At 69.3% G+C, this 21,668-nt stretch carries 11 protein-coding genes; 4 read left to right on the top strand and 7 right to left on the bottom strand.

All coding sequences use genetic code 11. The features are described 5' to 3' along the window. Positions 1-77: 77 nt before the first annotated feature. The 3 genes from ABT085_RS14980 to ABT085_RS14970 all read right to left on the bottom strand — a co-directional run bounded on the left by ABT085_RS14980 (position 78) and on the right by ABT085_RS14970 (position 3,241). A complete protein-coding gene (locus tag ABT085_RS14980; RefSeq protein ID WP_351606595.1) occupies positions 78-803 on the bottom strand; it encodes a DsbA family oxidoreductase in 726 nt (241 codons plus the stop codon). 142 nt (positions 804-945) lie between these two features. Then, positions 946-1,554, bottom strand: a complete 609-nt coding sequence (locus ABT085_RS14975) for a DUF1349 domain-containing protein (protein ID WP_351606593.1) — start codon at positions 1,552-1,554, stop codon at positions 946-948. A 157-nt stretch (positions 1,555-1,711) separates the two neighbouring features. Further along, positions 1,712-3,241: an aldehyde dehydrogenase (NADP(+)) gene (locus ABT085_RS14970; protein ID WP_351606591.1), complete on the bottom strand. Its 1,530-nt coding sequence runs from the start codon at positions 3,239-3,241 to the stop codon at positions 1,712-1,714. A gap of 143 nt (positions 3,242-3,384) precedes the next feature. On the opposite strand from ABT085_RS14970, the gene ABT085_RS14965 reads away from it, so the two are divergent. The 3 genes from ABT085_RS14965 to ABT085_RS14955 all read left to right on the top strand — a co-directional run bounded on the left by ABT085_RS14965 (position 3,385) and on the right by ABT085_RS14955 (position 6,176). Beyond that, positions 3,385-4,158, top strand: coding sequence for an IclR family transcriptional regulator (locus ABT085_RS14965; RefSeq protein WP_152892745.1), 774 nt, complete (start codon positions 3,385-3,387; stop codon positions 4,156-4,158). A 5-nt stretch (positions 4,159-4,163) separates the two neighbouring features. Then, positions 4,164-4,631: a GNAT family N-acetyltransferase gene (locus ABT085_RS14960; protein WP_351606588.1), complete on the top strand. Its 468-nt coding sequence runs from the start codon at positions 4,164-4,166 to the stop codon at positions 4,629-4,631. A gap of 90 nt (positions 4,632-4,721) precedes the next feature. Then, the gene (locus ABT085_RS14955) at positions 4,722-6,176 is read left to right on the top strand and encodes a peptidoglycan D,D-transpeptidase FtsI family protein (RefSeq protein WP_351606634.1); all 1,455 of its coding nucleotides are present in this window, start codon (positions 4,722-4,724) and stop codon (positions 6,174-6,176) included. 42 nt (positions 6,177-6,218) lie between these two features. Here the strand turns inward: ABT085_RS14955 and ABT085_RS14950 are convergent, their stop codons facing one another. The 3 genes from ABT085_RS14950 to ABT085_RS14940 form a co-directional block, all read right to left on the bottom strand. Further along, positions 6,219-7,670 (bottom strand): NCS2 family permease, encoded by a 1,452-nt coding sequence (locus ABT085_RS14950; RefSeq protein ID WP_351606586.1) that lies wholly within the window; start codon positions 7,668-7,670, stop codon positions 6,219-6,221. Between the two features lie 356 nt (positions 7,671-8,026). Then, positions 8,027-8,647 (bottom strand): hypothetical protein, encoded by a 621-nt coding sequence (locus tag ABT085_RS14945; protein ID WP_351606583.1) that lies wholly within the window; start codon positions 8,645-8,647, stop codon positions 8,027-8,029. Beyond that, complete coding sequence (locus tag ABT085_RS14940) at positions 8,623-16,881, bottom strand: ricin-type beta-trefoil lectin domain protein (RefSeq protein ID WP_351606632.1); 8,259 nt, start codon at positions 16,879-16,881, stop codon at positions 8,623-8,625. Before ABT085_RS14940 ends, ABT085_RS14945 begins: the two co-directional genes overlap by 25 nt. Positions 16,882-17,352: 471 nt before the next feature. On the opposite strand from ABT085_RS14940, the gene ABT085_RS14935 reads away from it, so the two are divergent. Further along, the gene (locus tag ABT085_RS14935; protein ID WP_351606581.1) at positions 17,353-20,757 is read left to right on the top strand and encodes an FG-GAP-like repeat-containing protein; all 3,405 of its coding nucleotides are present in this window, start codon (positions 17,353-17,355) and stop codon (positions 20,755-20,757) included. A 91-nt stretch (positions 20,758-20,848) separates the two neighbouring features. Here ABT085_RS14935 and ABT085_RS14930 read toward each other — a convergent pair whose 3' ends face one another. After that, entirely contained in the window at positions 20,849-21,646 is a 798-nt protein-coding gene (locus ABT085_RS14930) for an HAD family acid phosphatase (protein ID WP_351606578.1), read from the bottom strand. Positions 21,647-21,668 lie beyond the last annotated feature (22 nt).

The raw sequence follows: 21,668 nt of genomic DNA, 5'->3' as shown, positions 1-21,668 counted from the left end.
GAAGTCACCGTCCATTGCGCATTCTTGGAGGGTTTCGCCAACGAACGCTTATGGATGGGCCCGGAGCTGGGCTTTCGTCACTGCGGCAGCGCGCACCCGTCGGGGCCGCAGGCCTGTGCGCCGTCGGTCGCGGCGTCGCCGCCGACCGGCTTCAGCACCGGGCGCTCGCCCCACGCCTGGGTCAGCGCCTGGGTGAAGACCTCCGCGGGCTGGGCACCGGAGACGCCGTAGGCGCGGTCCAGGACGAAGAACGGTACGCCGTTCGCACCGAGCTGGGCGGCCTCGCGCGCGTCGGCGCGGACCTCGTCGGCGTAGCGGTCCGGGTCCGCCAGCACCTCGCGGGCCGCGTCGCCGTCCAGTCCGGCCTCGACGGCGAGCTCGACCAGCCGCTCGTCGCCCTCGGTGTACACGGAGCGCTCCTCGGCGAAGTTGGCCCGGTACAGGATCTGGAGCAGCTCGTCCTGGCGGCCCCGCTCCTTGGCGAAGTGCAGCAGCCGGTGCATGTCGAAGGTGCTGCCGTGGTCGCGGTCCCGGGTGCGGTACGCCAGTCCCTCGGCGGCGGCCTGGGTGCCGAGGTTGTCCTCCCCTGCCTGGGCCTGGGCCTGGCTCATGCCGTACTTCTTGGTGAGCATCGTGAGCACGTCCACGGTGTCGCCCTTGGCGCGCCCGGGGTCCAGCTCGAAGGAGCGGTGCACGACCTCGACCTGGTCACGGTGCGGGAAGGCCGCGAGCGCTTTCTCGAAACGGGCTTTTCCGACATAACACCACGGGCAGGCGATGTCGCTCCAGATCTCGACGCGCATGTCTTCGGCTCTCTCCGGGTCGTACGGGTGCGGAGACTCCCTCCGCCGGTCGGCGGAGCCACCCCCCGCCGCATGCGTGAACGTTCAAACAGCCCGCGCTATTCCCGCCCGCCCCGGATCGCCGGATTGCTGGATCCCGGGCTCAGCTGCCGTCCCGCAGATCGTCCGGCCAGGCGGGCCGGAACTCGATGTGGTCGTAGGTGACGACACAGCCCTCCCCTATCGGCGACTGCGACATGAAGCCGACCAGGGCGGCACCCGTCTCCTTCTCCCCGCCGAGGGTGAACAGCCGGACGAAGGTCCAGCGCTTGCCGTCCCGGGAGGCGTGGAAGGCGAAGGCACGGCCGGTCCTGCTCACCCGCAGCCAGACCGAACTGCCCTCCACGGTGAAGGAGTTGGCGTCGTCGGAGTGCCCCAGGGTGACCACCGTGCACACGGTGGGCACGTCCGGGGAGTACTCCAGGCAGAGCTTGGCCCAGGCCCGCTCGCCGACGTGGACGTAGAGCACTCCGGCGTCGAAGGCTGCGGCGAAGCCCACCGTGACCCGGGCGATCAGCTGGAAGTCGCCTTCGGGCGCCCCCAGCAGCCGGGGTGCGTCGGTGGCGGGATCGAGCGCCTCGCCGGTGGGCGACACGAACCGGTCCTGCCGGGGTCCGGCCCATCCGCTGAGCATTCCGTCCTCGTAGACCCAGTGCCCGTCGGGACCGTAGGTGCGCAAGGGGAAAGGGAGTTCGGGGAGTTCGACGTCCATCGGCGGATTCTCTCAGGTGGTCCGGAGAAACCCGAGGGGGGTCCGGGTCCGTGTCGGCAGACGGCCGGGCTGCGGGGGCCGGACGGGTCCGAGAGGGGCGTGCGATCGCCGCGGCCCTCTCGGCCGCCGTCCGGCCGGCCGGGGAAGAGGACTCCGGTTACCGCTCCAGCCGGCCGTCGAAACGGCGCGGCAGACCCAGCGGGTTGTCGTCCTTCAGCTCCGGGGGCAGCAGGGCCTCCGGCGCGTTCTGGTAGGCGACGGGCCGCAGCCAGCGCTCGATCGCCGTGCCGCCGACCGACGTCGACGTCGAGGTCGTCGCCGGGTACGGGCCGCCGTGGTGCTGGGCCGGTGCCACCGCGACCCCGGTCGGCCAGCCGTTGACCAGGACGCGGCCGGCGAGCGGGGTCAGCTCGGCGAGGATCTCCGCGCCGCGCCCCTCGCCCGCCGCCTCGGCCTCGGAGAGCTGGACCGTGGCGGTCAGGTTGCCCGGCAGCCGCGACAGCACCGCGCGCACCTCGTGGTCGTCCTCATAGCGGACTACCACGGTGACCGGTCCGAAGCACTCCTCCAGCAGCAGGTCGTACTCGCTCCCGGCGGTCAGCCTGCTCGCCGGTACGGTCAGGAAACCCGCGCTCACCGTGTGCTCGCCGCCCGCGCCGGGGGTCACCGGGGAGTCCACGTCCGCCAGCCCGGCCCGCTCGGCCACCCCGGCGATGAAGTTGTCGCGCATCCGGTGGTCGAGCAGGACCCCGGCCTCGGTGTCGCTGACGGCGTCCGTGAGGGACTTGACCAGTCCGTCGCCCGCGGCGCCCGCCGGCACCAGCACCAGCCCCGGCTTCACGCAGAACTGTCCGACGCCGAGCGTCATGGACCCGGCGAGCCCGGTCCCGATGGCCTCGGCGCGCTCCACGGCCGCGGCCTCCGTCACCACGACCGGGTTCAGCGATCCGAGCTCGCCGTGGAACGGGATCGGCACCGGCCGCGCGGCCGCCGCGTCGAACAGCGCGCGCCCGCCCCGGACGGAGCCGGTGAAGCCCGCGGCGGACACCAGCGGGTGCCTGATGAGCTCGACACCGGCCTCGAAGCCGTGCACCAGACCCAGCACACCGTCCGGGATGCCGTGCTCCGCGGCGGCCCGGCGGACCACCTTGGCGACCAGCTCGGACAGCGCCGGGTGGTCGGGGTGGGCCTTGACCACGACCGGGCAGCCCGCGCCCAGCGCGCTCGCGGTGTCGCCGCCCGCGACGGAGAAGGCGAAGGGGAAGTTGGACGCCGAGTAGACGGCGACGACACCCAGCGGCACCTTGTAGCGGCGCAGGTCCGGGATCGGCGGGGTGGCGGTGTCGTCGGGGTGGTTGATGACCACGTCGAGGAAGGCGCCCTCGTCGACGATGTCCGCGAAGGCCCGCAGCTGGAAGCAGGTGCGGGCGAGTTCCCCGGTCAGCCGGACCGGACCGAGCGCGCTCTCGGCGTCGGCGGCCTCGACGAGCTGGTCCCGGGCCGCCTCCAGGTGCGTGGCGGCGGCGCGCAGGAAGGCCGCGCGGACGGTGCGGTCGGCGAGCGCGCCACGCGCGTCGTGCGCGGCACGGACGGCGGCGTCCACCTCCTGGGCCGTGGCCGCCACCGCAACCTGTTCACGCTGCTTCCCGGTTCGGGGGTCGACACTCCAGACTGGTGCTGCTGCCACCGCGGGTCCCTCCACATCGAATACCGCATGCAATGCCGCAGTACGTACGTCATCCACCAGGGCGTTCGATATACTGAACGCCGTCTCTGATGATGAATATGCTGTCGGAGACTATTTCCCGTCGAACGAAGGGGTCAAGGGCGATGTCGGCAGGCGAGACGGGCGGCGGAGCGCAGGTCAAGTCCGCGGTGCGGACGGTTGAACTGCTGGAATACTTCGCCGGACGGCCCGGTATGCACTCCCTCGCGTCGGTCCAGGAGGCCGTCGGCTACCCCAAGTCCAGCCTGTACATGCTGCTGCGCACGCTGGTGGAACTGGGCTGGGTGGAGACGGACGCGACGGGCACGCGGTACGGCATCGGGGTGCGCGCGCTGCTCGTCGGCACCTCCTACATCGACGGCGACGAGGTGGTCGCGGCGGCCCGGCCGACCCTGGACCGGCTCTCGGACGACACCACCGAGACCATCCACCTGGCCCGCCTGGACGGCACGAACGTCGTCTACCTCGCCACCCGGCAGTCCCAGCACTACCTGCGCCCCTTCACCCGGGTCGGCCGCCGGCTGCCCGCCCACTCCACCTCCCTGGGCAAGGCGCTGCTGAGCACGTACACGGACGAGCAGGTCCGCAAGCTGCTGCCCGAGTCGCTCCCGGCGCTGACGGAGCACACGATCACCGACCGTGAGAAGCTCATCGAGGAACTGCACCAGGTCCGGGAGCAGGGCTTCGCCGTGGACCGGGAGGAGAACACGCTGGGCCTGCGCTGTTTCGGCGTCGCCATCCCGTACCGCACCCCGGCCCGGGACGCGATCAGCTGCTCGGTGCCGGTGGCCCGGCTCACCCCGGCCCACGAGCAGCTGGTGAAGGACGCCCTGTTCGACGCCCGCGACCGACTGACGCTCGCCACCCGGAGGCTCTAGACACGATGGAAGTCGCCCTGCGCAAGGTGCACGACAGTGATCTGGCGGTCTTCTTCCGGCAGATGAACGACCCGGAGTCCCTGCGGATGGCCGCGTTCACACCTCAGGACCCGGCCGACCGCGACGACTTCGAGGCGAAGTGGCGGCGGATAAGGGACCGGGAGCTGGTCCGTACGGTGCTGGTCGACGGGGACGTCGTCGGAACCGCCTCGGTGTACGGGGAACCGGGCGAGCGCGAGGTGACGTACTGGGTGGACCGCGCCTACTGGGGGCGCGGGATCGCCACGGCCGCGCTGCGGCTCCTGCTCACGGAGGTGAGCGAGCGCCCGCTGTACGCACGGGCGGCGGCGGACAACGAGGGGTCGCTGCGGGTGCTGCGCAAGTGCGGCTTCCGCGAGAGCGCCCGGGCCACCGGTTTCGCAAACGCGCGCGGCGAGGAGATCGCCGAGATCGTGCTGACGCTGCGCGACTGAGGCGGCCGACGTCACGTCGCATGAGCATACGATGAGAAAACCGGGCGGATGGGAACGATTCCCCTCCGCCCGTTCGTCTGTCCGGGCGCGATGAACAAGACGATCAGGCGCGCATCGGTCTTCGCGCTGCTCCTCGTGCTGGCCCTGCTGGTCAGGGCGACATGGGTGCAGTTCTACGACGGCCGGGCACTCGCGGACGACAAGGACAACCGGCGCAACGCGATCACGACGTACGCGGACCCGCTCGGGAACATCGTCGTGGCCGGTGAGGCGATCACCGGCTCGGCACGGACGAAGGACGGAGATCTCCGCTACCGACGCACCTACACGGACGGCGAGCTGTACGCGGCGGTGACCGGCTACGCCTCGCAGAGCTACGCGCCGACCCAGCTGGAGGGCATCTACCAGGACCTCCTCAACGGCACGGACGACCGCCTGCGGACCGCCCTGGACACCGTCACCGGCAAGCGCGCGGACCCGGGGAACGTGATCACGACGATCGACCCCGCCGTGCAGAAGGCGGCGTACCGGGCGCTCGGCGGCAACAAGGGCGCGGCCGTAGCGATCGACCCGAAGACCGGCAGGATCCTGGCGGTCGTCTCGACCCCGTCGTACGACCCCTCGTCGCTCACCGACGCCAACACCGCGGGGGCGGCCTGGAAGAAGCTCACCGCCGACGCCGACAAGCCGCTCACCAACCGGGCGCTGCGCCAGCCGCTGCCGCCGGGCTCGACCTTCAAGCTGGTGGTGGCGGCCGCCGCGCTGGAGAACGGTCTGTACACGTCGGTGGACGAGCGCACGGACAGCCCCGACCCGTACACCCTGCCGGGCACCAGCACGGTCCTGAGGAACGAGAACGCCTCGGCGCCGTGCGCGGACGCCACGATCCGGGTCGCGTTGCAGTACTCCTGCAACAACGTCTTCGCGCACATGGCCGTGCAGCTCGGGCAGGACAAGGTGCGGGCCATGGCGGAGAAGTTCGGCTTCGACGACGACAGCCGGGACGTCCCGGTCCGGGCCTACCCCAGCGTGTACCCGTCCGGCATGGACGAGGCGCAGACGGCCCTGTCGGGCATCGGCCAGTTCGACGTCACCGCGACACCGCTGCAGATGGCCATGGTGTCGGCGGCCATCGCCAACGACGGCAAGCTGGTCTCCCCGCACATGGTCGCGCAGATCACCGACGGCGGAGGCGACGTGCTGAAGAACTACGACGACGAGGCGGCCGGCACCCAGGTCGTCAGCTCCGCCACCGCGAAGCAGCTGCGGTCGGCGATGCAGACGGTCGTGGAGCGGGGCACCGGCACCAACGCGCTGATCGCCGGGGTGACCGTGGGCGGCAAGACGGGCACGGCCCAGCACGGCGAGAACAACAGCAAGACGCCGTACGCCTGGTTCACCTCGTACGGCACGTCCGACTCGACCGGCGAGGAGGTCGCCGTGGCGGTCGTGGTCGAGCAGTCGGACGCGGCCCGCTCCGAGGTCAGCGGCAACGGGCTGGCCGCGCCGGTGGCCAGGGCGATGATGAAGGCGGCGCTCAAGTGACGTACGGGCGGGGGCGGTCCGGCGGGACCGCCCCCGCCGGTCCTACTTGACCCCGAGGAGCTGCTCCACGGGATCGATCGCGAAGTACACCAGGAACAGCGCCGAGACGGCCCACAGCAGCCAGTTGACCTCCTTGGCCTTGCCGAGCACCGTCTTGATGACGACGTAGGCGAGGAAGCCGGCGCCGATGCCGTCGGTGATGGAGTACGTGAACGGCATCGCGACGATCGTCAGGAACGCCGGGATGGCGATCTCGAACTTGTCCCAGTCGATGTGCTTGACGTGGGTCATCATCAGGAACCCGACCGCGATCAGCGCGGGCGCCGCGGCCTGGAGCGGGACGATGGTCAGCAGCGGGGTGAGGAAGAGCGCGAGGCCGAACAGGCCGCCGGTGACCAGGTTGGCGAAGCCGGTGCGGGCGCCCTCGCCGACGCCGGCCGCGGACTCGATGTAGGCGGTGTTGGACGAGGCGGAGCCCAGTCCGCCCGCGACGGCGGCGGCGCCGTCGATGAACAGGACCCGGCCGATGCCCGGCACCTGCCCCTGCTCGTCGAGCAGCCCGGCCTCGGCGCTGATCCCGACGATGGTGCCCATGGCGTCGAAGAAGTCCGACAGGACCAGGGTGAAGACCAGCAGGACCGCGGTGAGCGCACCGGCCTCGGCGAAGCCGCCGAACAGGCTGAAGTGACCGACGAGGCCGAAGTCCGGGCTGTCGACGATCTTGTCCGGCACCTTCGGGGTGGTCAGGCCCCAGCTCTTGATGTCGGCGACGGCGTCGATGACGATCGCGACGACGGTCATGGTCACGATGCTGATGAGGATGGCGCCCTTCACCTTGCGCGCGAGCAGCGCGATGGTGAGCAGCACACCGAGGCAGAAGACCAGCACGGGCCAGCCGGTGAGCCGGCCGACGGCGCCCAGCTGCACCGGCACGGTGGTGTTCGCCGCGTCCGGGATACGGCTGACGAACCCGGCGTCCACGAAGCCGATGAACGCGATGAACAGACCGATGCCGACGCCGATCGCCTGCTTGAGCTGCTGCGGGATCGCGTTCATGATCGCTTCCCGGAGGCCGGTGAGCACCAGGACGCAGATCAGGATGCCTTCGAGGACGACGAGGCCCATCGCGTCGTCCCAGCTCATCAGCGGGGCGATCTGGAAGGCGACGACGGCGTTGAGGCCGAGGCCCGCGGCGATGGCGAGCGGGAGGTTGCCGCCGATGCCCATGATGACGGTCATCACGCAGGCCACCAGCGCGGTGGCGGTGACCAGTTGACCGGTGTCGAGCGTGTGCCCGAACTTGTCCTTGGCGCTGCCGAGGATGATGGGGTTCAGGACGAGGATGTAGGCCATGGTGAAGAACGTGGCGAAGCCGCCGCGTATCTCCCGGCCGATGCTGGAGCCCCTGGCGGATATCTTGAAGAACCCGTCGACCCCACCTGCCGCCGGTGGTACGGCACTTGGCCGGTTGTCGACCTTTTGCGCTTCGGACATGGCGATACTCCTCGTTGCCTGCGTGCTCGGTGCGCGGATGCTGGCTGGATTGTTCCCCTCTCCGGGCACTTTCAGGTTTTCTTCGTGTTACGGAATCAGGCAGGAGCGGCCACACACGCCGCAAGTCCCGTACACGCAGGCTCCCTGCGAAGAGGTCTCCCGTGGGCACGGTCGTCCACGACGCCGCCTCCGTGGGGGACGAACGGAAATCCCGGACGTCGCGGGGCTGTGTCCCTGTACACGAAGAGCCTCACGCGACATGTGCCGCACGAGGCTCTTCGATCACACGAGGAACTCACGGAACACTGGGTCCCGTACATGCCTGCCGGACGAATCGGCTCAGCCCGCAGTTCCGGTTACAAGGACTCGGCCACCTGCGTCAAAACCGTACGAGTACGGAGGTTACCCGCTTCGGCGATCTCAAGAACGCTCTGCCGCACTGCTGGATCGGAGCTACCGAGCCGCACCAGAGTAGTGATCTGATCCCCGAGTTCCAGGCCTTCCAGGGGAGTCAGGTCAGGAAGCGTTCCCGCCGGAACGAAGACAGCGGAGGCCAATTCACCACCCTCGTCCAGGAGGGCATCGAGCTGCTGGTGAATGTCGAGACTGATCGTCGAGCACCAATCCGCCCACTCACTGACCTCGGACCCGCCCTCGAAGAACCGCAGGACCATTTCAGAAGCCATTGAGTACAGCTCGCCGATTTCCTCGGGCACTCCGTCGAATCGCTCCTCGTCAATCCCTTCGCGCAACTCCTCAAGAACTTCACGCAGTCGCTGCGGCAGCAAGTCGACCTGCCACTTCTCGAGTCCTGTCAGGGAGGCGTACAGCCCGGACGGGGCCTCCCGGCAGAGGATCGGCAGCACCCTGTAGACGCACATGCCCCCCGAGACGAGTGCAGCATCCTCGCCAGCCTCACCGAGCAGGCCTGTGAGGGAGTCATGTGAGACGTCTACGGCTTCCAAAACATCCTCCACGGAGAGTTTTTCTTGCTGCTATTGAACCCGGGACCGCCAATAGTAGCCCCTTCCTTGCCGAGGAGAGGCGTACATATGTCCCAACAGACACCCGTTGAGGTGCCCCCCTCAATAATGTCCCACTTTCCGTCAAGAGCTTCGATGATGGACTCTTCCGCATGCCCCTTGAGCTGGACGAATATCTCTCCGGGGTTCAAGGAGTTGTTCTTCTTCCAACCGGTCGGCAAGTAGGTCTTGTTACTCGCCACCCACGTCTCGATCCGCTTCGGATCAGCGATGTTCCTGACGCGCACCACGGCCGTGGTTCCACTCCACCCGGATTCCGACTGAAGTTGAGTGGCACGGTCCATCAGTTGCCTGGCGCCGTCCTCCGTGCCACCACAGTTGTGAACCAGGACCGAGGTCGCCCCCGCCAGCACGTAGTACGTGTGCACCATGCTGACGGTGAGGTTGTGCACCGTCGCGTCCAGCGCCGTCCAGCGCTTGACGGCCGTGATCTGGACCAGCGTGCCGGCGCTGGTGCGCAGCCACTCGCCCGACTTGAGGTCGGTCGCGTCGATCCAGTCGCCGAGTTCGGGGACCCAGAAGGGGTGCTTGTCGGTCGCGGTGACCTCGGCGGTCTTCGAGCCCTTCTTGCCGTCGGTGTCGATGGTGACCTTGACCAGGTGCTTGACGCCCTTGCCGAGGATTTCGGCGGTGACGGTCTGCGCCGTTGTCTCGCCGGTCTCCGGGTCGGTCGCCAGGACCTTGTCGCCGGCCTTGACGTCCTTGATCGCCTTGGTGGACCCGTCGGCCATCAGGACCTTGGTGTCGGGCGTGAAGCTGTTGGCTACCGAGCAGCTTTCGCCCTCTCCACCCGAGCCACCACCGTCGCCGCCCGAGTCCTCCTTGCCCGACCCGTCCCGCGAGCCGCCGGACTTCTCCTCCGCCTTGCCGCCGCCCGAAGAGCCCTTGTGCTGGGCCGCGGTGCGGGCTTCTACCTGGCGTGCATTGCCCCGGGCACCCTTCGAGCCCGTATGGGACTTCTTCTTTACCGCCTCGGCTGCGCGTTTCGCTGCTGCTCGGGCCTTGCGTTTGGCTTCCGCCGCGGCCACTTCCGCGGCCTTCTTCGCCTTCATCAGCGCGACCTTGGCCGCCTTCGCCGCCTTCAGGCCGATCTCGGCCACACGCTTGGCCGCCTTGTACGCCTTGACCGCGCTCATGGTGCCCTTGAAGGCGCGCCACATCTTCTTGCCCTTGGAGAAGACCGCGGTCCACGGAATGGCGTCCATCAGGAGGCTTCCGCAGGCCCACAGGTCGCCCTGGGTGAAGCAGCCGACGACGTCGTTCCAGCCGATGAACTCCTTGAACACGGCCCAGCCGGTCGCGAGGATCACGTCGCCGATGGAGCGGCCCAGGCTCTTCTGGTACTCGGCGATCTTCGCGTCCAGCGCCGCGATCGAGGCGTCGAAGCTGGAGGCGGAGGACGTCAGACCCGAGGGGTCCGAGTGCGTCACCGGGTTGTTGTTCGCGTACGAGTAGCCGTTGGCCTGGAGCGGGTCGCTGTCGTCCAGGACCGGGTCCGCCGAGATGAAGCGGCCCGTACCCGGGTCGTACTCGCGGGCGCCCATATGGGTCAGGCCCGTCTCCACGTCGTCGTCACCCGTGTGGAACCCGGTGTGCGTGCGCATGGGCATGCTCACCGCACGCTCCTCGCCCCACGGGTCCCTCTTCTGCACACGGACCTGCATCCCGCCGTCCAGGCGGACCTCCGCCAGCGGGGTGCCGTTGAGGTCGGTCGCCTGGGCGAACAGGTGCTCGCTGAGACCTGCCGTGTTGTTGGCGCCCTCGCGGAACCGGGTCACCGACGGACCGCCGATGCCGTCGTACGTGCGCTCGACGTAACGGACCTTGCCGGCCGTGGTCAGCGAGACCTTGGTGTCGGGAAGGTTCAGGATCGCGCCGGCGCTGGTGCGCTCCAGCAGCCGGTTGCCCATCGCGTCGTAGACGTACGTCGTCTTGGACGCGGGCTTCCATATCTGGCCGGCGACAGTGGAGTTGCAGGTCGCCAGGGTGAGGTCCGTGCCCACCGTCGTCGCCGGGGCCGACAGGCACAGGTTCGTCGAGGGGCTCGTGACGTACTTGACCTGGCCGGTGCTCAGGGTCTGCCAGCGCTGCGTCGCCGCCGTGGTCTTGTCACAGGCCTGGATGACGACGGCCGAACCCGCGGTGGCGCTGCCCGGCTGGAGGCACTGCCCGCCCACGATGAGCTGGCCTGTCGTCGCGTCCTCGACCGTGCCGTTGTTGTCGGTGTCGGTGGCCTTGAGGCGGAACTGCTGCGACTTGTTGCCGTTGCAGACATAGATCTGGATGGCGGTGCCGGCCGTGGCGGTGCCGCCCGAGAGGTCCATGCAGAGGTCGCCGACGCCGATCCAGGCGCCGGAGCCGTCGGTCCCGAAGCCGGTGACGGACTCGGCCTTGCCGTCCCAGGTCCAGGTCATGGTCTGGGCCGTGTCGCCGCCGGTGGAGCGGGTCTCCATCGAGCCCGCGGCGTCGTAGGTCTGCGTCGAGCGGGTGGTGACCGCCGCGCCCGCCGCCGTCGTCGACTTCGTGGTGTACGAGGTCAGCGTGTGCGGCTGGTCGTTCTTCGCGGTGTCGCTGGTGCCGTAGGCGTAGTCGGTGACGACGTCGCCCTTGGTGTCGCGCACCCCGGAGGTGAAGGTCGGGTCAGCCTTGTAGGCCGTCTTCCTGGTGCGGTTGCCGAGGGCGTCGTAATCGTACGACTGCCAGTAACCGTCCCCGTTGGAGGAGACGTTGACCTTGCCGTCGGTGTAGACCGGCTCGGCGGTGGTCTTGCCGGAGGCCACACAGGCGCCGCCGCCCGGCGTCGTCCACGCCTCCTTCAGCTGGCCGAGCACGTCGTACTTGAAGCACTGCTGGTCGGTCGCGGTGCCCATCTTGTCCGCGACGGACAGGACGTTGCCCGACGGGTCGTAGGCGTAGGAGCGCTTGCTGACCTCGCTGCCGGGGACGACAGTCGTGTCGGTGGCGCTCTCGCGGACGAGCCTGCTGGTCAGCAGCTCACCGGTCGACTCGTTGAAGGTGTTCTCCTGCCACAGCCGGTGGCCCTGCTCACCGGTGGTGGAGCGGAGCACCTGGCCGTAGGGGGAGTAGGAGGCCTCGGAGGCGTACCAGTTCTTGCCGGAGACCGAGATCGGCAGACCGGCCTTGTTGTAGCGGGTGACGACGTCCTCGGCGTCGAGGCCGCCGGCCGCCGGCGCCGTGTACGTCTCCAGCTGGCCGTCGGCGTTGTACTTGTACGTGTACTTGTACTGGGTGGCGAAGCCGTCGGCGGTCAGGCCCGCGGTGGAACCCGGCGGCAGGGCCGTGGTCATGTCCGTGGGCTGGTAGTCGGCCGTGTAGCCGCCGATCGAGGTGGTGTACGCCTTGCCGTCGGTGTAGCGGGTCGCCGAGGCGAGCTGGCCCATGCCGCCGGTCGCGCCGTCGTACGCGTACGTCTGCGCGAGGGTGGAGGTGGTGGAGCCCTTCGGGGTGACCTTGACCTGCTCGACGCGGTTCAGCCGCTCGTAGGTGTACGAGACGGTCTGGCCACGGGCGTCGGTCGCCTTGTCGACACGACCGTAGGCGTCGTAGTCGGTGTGGGCCGCCCCGGCGTCCGGGTCGGTCGTGTCGGTGACCCGGCCCAGCGCGTCGTACTTCCAGGTCCGCGTGTTGCCGACGTCGTCGGTGCTGGTGACCATGTCACCGCGCAGGTCGTAGTCGTACGTCGTGCTGATCGCGCCGGCCTCGGTCATCGCGGCGTCGCTGAAGGTGTCCTGCTGCGTCGTGCGGCCCAGTGCGTCGGTCCACACCCGGGAGGCGGGCGTGCCCTGGGGCTGGCGGATCACCGTGTAGTCGAGGCCGTACTCGTAACGGGTGCGGCGGTCGGTGGTGGGCACCGGCTTGCCGGCGTTGGTGAAGGTCTCACCCGTCTGCGGGTAGGAGCTGTGCACCGGCGTGACCGTGAGCACCCGGCCCAGGCCGTCGTACGTGTACGAGGTGGCGTTGGGGACCAGCGACTCGGAGGCCGGGACGACCAGTTCGGTGTCCGGGTCGCCCTCCATGTAGTACGCGTTGCGGGTGTAGCGGACCTGACCGGCGTTGTTGTGGAGCGTGTCGGTGATCAGCCGGCCGCCGTCGACCGCCGGGGTCTGGGTCTGGCGTTCGCGGCCGAGACCGTCGTAGATGGTCGTGGACTTCTCGTAGCCCGCCTTGTCGCCGTCGACGCCCGCGGTCGGGTTGTCGGAGAGCGACTCCGCCACCACCGACACCGGCTTCTTCGGGTCGATGTTGTACGTGTACTTGACCGTCGGGTCGTCGGTGGCGGGCTGGGTGGCGTCCCAGGCGGCGACGGCGCGGCCCAGCGGGTCGTACTCGTAGGACTCGACGCGGTTGTTGGCGTCGGTCGACCTGATGGTGACCCCGCGGCCGGGCTCCAGGACGGTGGTGTCCTTGAAGCCGGTCTCGGTCCCGTCGACGACCTTGCTGCCGGTGATCGTCTCGATCGTGTAGACCTGGCCGCTGTCGGGGAGGTACGTCGTCTTGTTGACCACGCCCGTGGGGTCGGTGACCTTCGTGACGCGGCCGGTGGAGTCGTACTCGGTGCGCGACTCCGGGTTGGCGGTCTCCCAGCCGGTGCCGGCGCCGGTCGGCGCCTCCGTCTTCGTCACCAGACCCTTGGCGGGCGTTGCGGTGGAGGACGTCGCGCCGTCGTAGTACATGCGCGAGGCGGCGACCAGCGTGGAACCCGTGGCGCTGGACAGGTCGGTGGAGCAGGTGCTGGTGCCGGTGGTGGTGACGGTCCGGGCGACCAGGCCGACCAGGTAGTTCGTGCCGGAGGTGTTGTGCACGTACGAGGTGACGGTGCAGGACTCGTCGCCGGAGACGGCCGTGTCGCCGTAGTCCTTGACCTTCGTCGGCAGGCCGTACGTGGGGTCGTACTCGGTGTCGGAGGTCACCGTGCGCAGGTACGAACCGTCCGGTCCCTTGACCGAGGCCTTGGAGATGGTCGTCGTCCTGCCGAGCGTGACGCGCTCGGAGACCACGTCCGGGCCGTCGGTACGGTTGCGGGTGGCCAGCCGGACCGGGGCGTCGGGGATGTTGATCGTGCGGGCGATCCAGCCGGTGGCGGTGTCGGCCGACACGTCGGGGTAGGTGAGGGACTCGGCGACCATGCCGGCGTACGCCTTGCGGTCGGTCGCCAGGGTCGCGCCGGTGATGTCGGTCGTCACGACGGAGCGCTTGACGTCGTCGGAGGACTTCTCCGGGGTGTCGTCGGCGACGACGTCGTCGTTCATGCCGCGGAAGTAGCGGGTGACGGACTTGGAGGCGACGGTGCCGTCGCCCGCGTCCGTGGCGCCGGTGGTCGTGGTGACGACCGGGTAGCCGCGGAAGTCGTCCCAGGTGCGCTTCTTGGGGCGGGAGAACTCCGACTGGCTCTTGGCCCACAGCGCGCCGTCGACGGCGTCGCTGTCGGTGGCGTACTCGTACGTCGTCACGATGTTCTGCGCGTCGGCGAGACGCGGGAACTCGGTGACCTTGTCGATGACGTACTTGTGGAACCAGGAGATCCGCTTGTCCTCCAGCTCGCCGTCGGCGTGCCAGTACGCCGGATAGCAGAGGGAGTGGTTCTCGTCGATCGACGGCCGGGCGGCGCCGGTGAGGCACTTGCCCTCGGGCGCCTTGTAGTCGACGTGCGTGCGGCCGCCGTACTCGGAGACGACGTCCTGGATGCGCAGCCGCGCGAACAGCGGGGCGGTGTCGGAGGAGTTCTCCCTGACCCGGTTGGGCAGCGCGTTCTCGTTGTAGCCGAAGGAGACCGGGTTCAGAGGGCGGGTGGAGCCGTCCACGGCGTAGCCGGTGCGCTTGATGGACTCCAGCCAGAGCGCGGTGTACTCCCCGGTGAGGTCCCACGGGAAGGACTGCTTCAGACCCCAGGAGTCGACCTTCGACAGCGAGGTCGTGCTCGCCGAGTCGCCTTCCAGACCGCAGGCGTTGCGCTGGCCGGTCTCGTTGCCGTCGGCGTCCGAGGAGTACTCGGTCAGCGTCACGCCCTGCTCGCGCTGGGTGCAGGCGTCGACGGAGGCGAGGCGCTTGCGGGACCAGAAGGTCGGGGCGTACGTGGAGCACTTCTTGCCGGTCGCGCAGGCCAGGTCGGCGGGGGTGTCGAACCAGGGCCGGGTCCGGTCGGACTGCTTGGAGTCGAAGTTGCTGTTCGAGCACGCCACCTTCAGGGCGGGGTCGTCGAAGCAGCGCTCGGCGGCGTTGAACCTGACCCGGCCGAGCGGCTCGGCGGAGAAGAGGGTGGTGGCGCGCTGGCCGTAGTCGATGTGGGAGAGGTAGCCGCCGCGGTCGTACTCGACCGCCTTGGCCTCCTTCATGTCGCGCGCGTAGGCGTTCTTCTCCTTCTCCCACCACAGCGACATCGCGTTGCCGTTGGTGTCCACGACGTAGTCGAGCTGGAAGCGCCAGCCCTGGTCGCAGAAGGAGTCCTCGAACTTCGTGGCGTGGCAGGGGTCTTCGGAGTGGTTGCCGGCGACCGGCACGTTCAGCACCGACTTGGTCTCGGCCTTGCCGGAGGACCAGCCCGGGAGCCGGTTCAGACCGAAGAAGTACTGGGTGCCGTCGTCGGTGGTGACCCGCCAGAACTCGCCGTTGTTGTCACCGTTGTTGGAGCCGTAGGTGACGTCCGAGACCGGCACGCCCGTCGCGTCGGCGATGACTTTCTTGTAGTCGGCCTCGGTCAGCAGCTCGACGCGCATGTTCTCGCCGCGCGCGCCCTTCCACTCCTTGGTGGTGTCGTCGCGCACCAGCTCGGTGGTGGTGCCGTTCAGGGAGAGGACCGCGTTGGACGAGCCCCAGCACTGGTCGCCGGTGAAGTGCTTGGCGTTGTTGGCGTCGGCGGTGTCGGCGGCGCAGCCCACGAAAGTGCGGGTGATGGCGCCGGGGTTGTAGTCCCAGCCCTCGCCGATCCACGAGACCTGGTTGTTGGTGGACGACGTACGGCCGTCCGAGGTCTGCGAGTTGTAGCTGAGGGTGACGTTGGGCGTCGGGCCGGAGGGGACCTGCGGGGCGGCCATCGTGTAGGAGTAGCTGAAGGCGCCGGAGGAGCCGCCCGCGGTCCAGGAACCCGCCGAGACGATCGGGCTGGCGGAGAAGTCGCCGCCCGCGCCGGCCCCGTAGGAGCTGCCCACGAGGAGGCCGCCGCCGGAGGAGCCGGCGATCTGCTGGACGGCACCGGCCGCGCTCTCGTGCCAGACCGCGGAGTCGACGCGGCCGGCGTCGGTGCTCACCGCGGGGTTCGTGGTGGACTGCGCGGCGACCGAGTGCAGGTCGGCGGTGTCCAGGGTGACGTTGACCAGGGTCTCGGGGACGTCGACGGTGGTGTCGGTGTCGCCCACGACCTCGTCGGAGGCGCCGTCCTCGCCGGTGTCGGCCTCGGAGCCCGAGGAGTCTCCGGCGTCCACCGGCACGGGGACGGTGTGGCCGGTGCGCTCGACCTCGGTGGTCACCGGGACGCCGGTGGAGCACTCCTCCAGGTCGGGGGTGTCGGCGTAACAGGCCGGCATCAGGGTGAAGGAGAGCCGGTCGAGCCACTGGGCGCTGTAGGTCTCGGCGAGCTTGGTGGCGTCGATGGAGACGACCGCGTCACCGGTGGCGGTGGCGGGGGCGTCGACGGCGAGCAGGAAGCCCTGGGAACCGTTCGCGACGGCGTCGGCCTCGGGCGCGGCGGCGACGCTCCACTGGCCTTCGAGGGCGTCGGCCTCGGCGGGGGTGGCACCGTCGGGGGCGCCGACACCGATGGACATCGTGCCGTCGGTCGACTTCGCGACCTCGGTCGTCGCGCCCGCGGTCAGGTTGTCGACGGCCTTGGTGCCGGAGGCCTGGGGTACCTCGGCGACCGCGGCGGGCGCGTACGTCTGCTGGGGATCGGTCGCGGCGGAGCCGTCGAGCTCATCGAGCTTGTCGGTCAGTGCCTCGTCGACCGGGACGGCGTCCGTCTCCTGGAGGTCCGCGAGCTCGACCGCCGTACGGGGGACGTCGGGACCGAACGCGACGGCACCGGGCAGCAGGGTGACGTTGAGGGCGAGAACCAGCCCGGCGACGACGCCGACCCTTGCTCTGCGGCGGACCAGGCGTTCACGCGGCGATCTCGCCAGCGAACCCCTGCCGCACCAGGACAGCACCGTACGCACGGTCAAGTTGACTCTTCCCCCGTGATGAACCGTCACAACGCACACGAGTGACGGCACTTGGTGAACAACGACTAAAGATCGATCACGAAGATAAAGACGTTGTGAAGATCGTCGTCAAGACTCACCGGATCTCTGTTGGGTATGTCACTAGCCAAAGCCAGACAAAGAAGAGCAAAGATTCCCACCAGCGGCCTTTGCCGGGTCATTGCGTGACCGTGTGCAACACAGTTGCGATCGAAGAGTGTTGATCTGACCGGGAGGAGCTGTTCATACTCCAACGGCCCGATGCGGCGCGTCGAGCGCTCGCCACGACCTGTCACCAGGCTTTGAGGGCACACCGGAAGAACCATGCCGCCGCGGCGCCCGCCGCAGCGCGGTCCAGCCTGTTGTGGAGAAGGGCCCTTGAGCGACCTCGACACCGCCGTGCAACCAAATCCCCCTGGTGGACGGCGCCTTCGGCGTGCCGTGGCCGTGACTGCGGCACTGGCCGTGCTGGCCGCCGGCGGCGCGCTGCTCGCGCTGCGGGACGACGGCGACACCGTCTCCGACACCAGGACCAAGCGGGCCACGCGGTTGGTCGACGAGGACGAGGCCCAGTCCCGCGCACGCAGGAGCGGCAAGCGGGTCGAAGTCGCGGCACTGACCGACGAGTTCTCGACGACATACGCAAATCCGGACGGAACCTTTACCTACTCGGTCTCCGTCGCGCCCCTGCGCACGAAGAACGCCCGGGGCGAATGGGCACCGGTCGACACCAGCCTGCGCAGGAGCGGCAAGGGCTGGCACACCGTCAACAGCCCCTATCCGGTGACGTTCTCCGCTGGAGGACGCGGTGGGGACGGCGCCCGGAAGGCGTCCGTCCCCCGCTCCGTTGCGGTCGTCCGGCCGGCGGTGTTCCGCACCGGAGCGGCCTCCGCCGAACAGGTCGACGACGCGGCCGGGACCTCGTGGACCCCGCTGCTGACGATGACCGCCGAGGGCCACGAGATCGGGTTCGAGTGGCCGGGCGCACTGCCCGAGCCGGTGGTCGAGGACAACCGCGCGCTGTACGAGGACGTCCGGCCCGGCGTGGACCTGATGCTGTCCGCCCGGGACACCGGCTTCACGCACGTCCTGGTCGTCCACACGCCCGAGGCCGCGGAGCGGCTCGCCGCCGACCCCCCGCGCTACCGGGTCACCTCCTCCAGCCTCTCCTTCGTCCTCGACCCCGGCACCGACGTGCTGACGGCCAAGGACGCTTCGGGCAACGAGATCGCCGTCTCCCCCACGCCGTTCCTGTGGGACTCCGCCGGGACCCACGACACCGGGGCCGAGGCCACCGGCACCGAGGCCGAGGCCGCGACCGGCAGCAACGAGGACCCCGAGGTCGTCGAGAAGGCGCCCGCGCGGGAGAACCCGGACGACGTACCGGCCGACGAGGTCCCGAACGAGAACCCCGGCAACACCAGGAGCAACGCCGACCCCGTCGTCTACGACGGCGCCCGGGCGTCCGCCTCCGACACCCTCGCCCTGCCCGCCGCGAACGGCCCCGGCGAGGGCGCCCACGCCACCACGGCCGCCGCCGAGTTCGGCGACGGCGTGCTGACGATCACTCCGCCGGGCAGCTACCTCGCGGACACCGAGGGCCTGACCTACCCGCTCTTCCTCGACCCCTCCACCAGCGGTGTCCGCGCCAACTGGACCACGGTCTACAAGCGGTACCCGAGCTCCAGCTTCTACGACGGCGCGAACTACAACGAGGACACCAAGGAGGCCCGCGTCGGCTTCGAGCGGGAGACCTGGGGCACGGCCCGCTCGTTCTTCCGCATGAAGCTGAAGAAGGCCATCACGGGCGCGGACGTCTCCAGCGCCACCCTGAAGGTCCTGGAGACCCACTCCTGGTCGTGCAGCAAGCGCACGGTGCAGCTGTGGGGCACGGGCGACTTCACCTCCAAGACCACCTGGAACCGGCAGCCGTCCTGGCAGCGGAAGATCACTTCCAAGTCCTTCGCCTACGGCTGGAAGTCCAACAGCTCCTGCCCCGACGCGTACGTCAACTTCACCGTCACCTCGCTGCTCCAGGACGCGGCCGACGACGGCGCGACCAGCTTCAACCTGGGCCTGGTGGCCTCCACCTCGTCCTCCGCGCCGACCGGTTCCGCCAGCAGCCTGGAGACGGACACCTACTCCTGGAAGAAGTTCAAGGCCGAGAACGACGGCTCCCCGACGCTGGCCGTCACGTACAACCGGAAGCCGAACACGCCGACGTCCGTCACCATGAGCCCCGGCTCCTGCGACACCTCCGAATCTCCGTACATCAAGGTCGGCAAAGCAGACACGATCACCATCAGCGGCAAGGCGACCGACCCGGACAGCGACCTGACCAAGCTGGAGTTCGAACTCTGGCAGACCGGCAAGTCCGACACCACGAAGAAGACCTTCACCAAGAGCGTGGACGACGGTGAGGTCGGCGGGATCTCGATCAAGTCGTACCTGACCACCGGGATCACCTACTCGTGGCGGGTACGGGCCTGGGACGCCAAGGTCAGCAGCGGTTGGGCACCCACCGGCGGGGACGGCGTGTGCCGCTTCACCTACGACACCAACCTGCCCGACTCCCCCGCGGAGGTCGTCTCCACCGACTTCCCCGGTGACAACGACGGCGACAGCGTGCCCGAGGCCTGGTCCGTCAAGCCCTTCGGCAACCCGGGAAGCTTCACCTTCGCGGTCGGCTCGGCCTCCGAGACCGACATCGTGAAGTTCGTCTGGTCCTTCAACTCCACCAGCTACGCCGGTTACGCCTGCGCCGGCGGATCACAGGGCACCTCGGGCGGTCTGACCAAGACCTGCACGACCACCCTCAAGACGGCCACCATCACCGGCATCCAGCCCCCGGCCGCCGGCCCGAACACCCTGTACGTCAAGTCCGTCGACGCGGCGGGCAACATATCCCCCAATCCGCGCAAGTACTTCTTCTACGTCCAGCCGCGCACCACCGCCGACGGCCCGGGCGACCTCAACGGCGACGGCGACGCCGACCTCGGCCATGTGACCGCCGCAGGAAACCTCTGGATCGACTCGGTGTCGCAGAAGGGCACCTGGCTGACCAGCACCTACGGCACCCACAACAAGGGCACCCTGATCAACAACGGCAACACCGCCCCGCACATCTGGGACGGCAAGGACATCTACGCCCTGGTCACCCACAACGGGGACTTCCTCAACGGCGACGGTGTCAGCGACTGGGTGATCCGCACACCCGACGGCCGCCTGTTCATCTATCCGGGCGACGGCTACGGCGCCGTCGACGTCTCCAAGCGTGTCGAGGTACGCCTCCCGGCGAACGCGCCCGCCCCCTCCACCTACTCGGAGATCAAGTCGGCGGGCGACATCACCGGGGACGGACGGACGGAGCTGTTCGTGGCCGGCGGGGCACTCGGCAACGAGCTGTGGATCCTCAGCGGCTACAGCGGCGGCACGTTCGGCGCGGCGACCAAGATGACGTCCTCCGCCTGGGGCGCCACGGAGCGGGACTTCGTCGCCATCGCCGACTACAACGGCGACGGCGCGGCCGACATGACCTACCGCACCGCGGCCGGCAACCTCATCCTGCGCAAGGGCATCCTCGACAGCGACGGGGTGGGCACGGTCCTCGCCAGCCTGGGCTCGTCCGCCGCGAGCCTGGACGGCGACGACACCTACGTCTCGGGCACCTGGCTCTACGCCGACCACCCCCTGGTCTACGGCAGCCCGGACGTCACCGGCGACGGCATCCCCGACGTCTTCGCCACCAACGCCGGCGGCGACCTCCAGCTCTACCCCGGCACCGCCACCACCCTCGGCACCGCGTCCACCCTCCGCTCGGAGACCTGGGCCACGGTCCAGCGCCTGGGCTGATCCCGCAGCCGAAGGGGCCCCCTCCCCCGCCCTCACGGGCCGGGAAGGGGGCCCCTTCCGCCGTTCGCGGCGGACTTCGCCCGCTGCGCTGCTAGCTGACGAAGTACGTCGGGTTCGGCAGCTTGTACGTCCGGTCGGCGTAGCCACCGTCCAGGTCGGAGTACTGGTCGCCGAAGTTGGCGACGATGTCGTACCCGAGGCTCTCGATGTGCTTGCGGGTACCGGACTTGTACTGCACGGTCGTGCAGTTCCAGGTGCCCGGGGTGGCGCAGGCGGCCAGGTAGGCCGGCGGGTTCGCCTTGTCCTTGAGGAACATGTGGGCGGCGTCGAGGTTCACATCGGCGCCGATCTTCTTCAGGTTCGCGACGGCGGCGGTGCGCTGCGCCTCGCTCAGACCCGAGTTGTAGAAGACCTCGACGCCCTTGGCGTGGGCGTAGCGCACGAGCTCCGCGCTGCCGAAGACGCCCGGACGGTCGGCCCTGTTGACGTAGTCCGCCCAAGTGGTGGCGTTGTACGTGTAGTTGTAGCGCTTCTCGTAGTCGAGGCTGAGCAGCAGCGTGTCGTCGATGTCGAAGACGACCGCGGGCTTCTCGCCCTTGTGGTGCGCCGCCTTGTGGGCGGCCCGGTCGATCTGCTTGCGCGCGGCGGCGTCGATCCGCGCGAGGTCCTTGGCGTACGGGCTGTCCGGGGACGCCTGGTACACACCGGCGCTGTCGGTCGTGATGCCGTAGTAGGTGTCGATGTCCTTCACCAGGAGCCCGATGTTGTACGGCTCACGGGTGGAGTTGGCGGTGGACTGGCCGGCCGTGGCGGCGCCGGCGCCGTAGAGGCCGGCACCGGCGACGGCACACGCCGCGGCGAGCGCCGCGAGACGAAGTGACTTATGCATGACACGAGTTCTACGCGCGTCG

The organism is Streptomyces sp. NPDC002265, from assembly GCF_040296125.1.
Taxonomy (GTDB): Bacteria; Actinomycetota; Actinomycetes; order Streptomycetales; family Streptomycetaceae; genus Streptomyces.
This window is presented reverse-complemented; position numbering and strand designations above follow the sequence as displayed.

Coding starts and splice junctions, on each gene's coding strand:
- ABT085_RS14980 (WP_351606595.1), bottom strand. CDS start 803: ATGCGCGTCGAGATCTGGAGCGACATCGCCTGCCCGTGGTGTTATGTC.
- ABT085_RS14975 (WP_351606593.1), bottom strand. CDS start 1,554: ATGGACGTCGAACTCCCCGAACTCCCTTTCCCCTTGCGCACCTACGGT.
- ABT085_RS14965 (WP_152892745.1), top strand. CDS start 3,385: ATGTCGGCAGGCGAGACGGGCGGCGGAGCGCAGGTCAAGTCCGCGGTG.
- ABT085_RS14960 (WP_351606588.1), top strand. CDS start 4,164: ATGGAAGTCGCCCTGCGCAAGGTGCACGACAGTGATCTGGCGGTCTTC.
- ABT085_RS14955 (WP_351606634.1), top strand. CDS start 4,722: ATGAACAAGACGATCAGGCGCGCATCGGTCTTCGCGCTGCTCCTCGTG.
- ABT085_RS14950 (WP_351606586.1), bottom strand. CDS start 7,670: ATGTCCGAAGCGCAAAAGGTCGACAACCGGCCAAGTGCCGTACCACCG.
- ABT085_RS14930 (WP_351606578.1), bottom strand. CDS start 21,646: ATGCATAAGTCACTTCGTCTCGCGGCGCTCGCCGCGGCGTGTGCCGTC.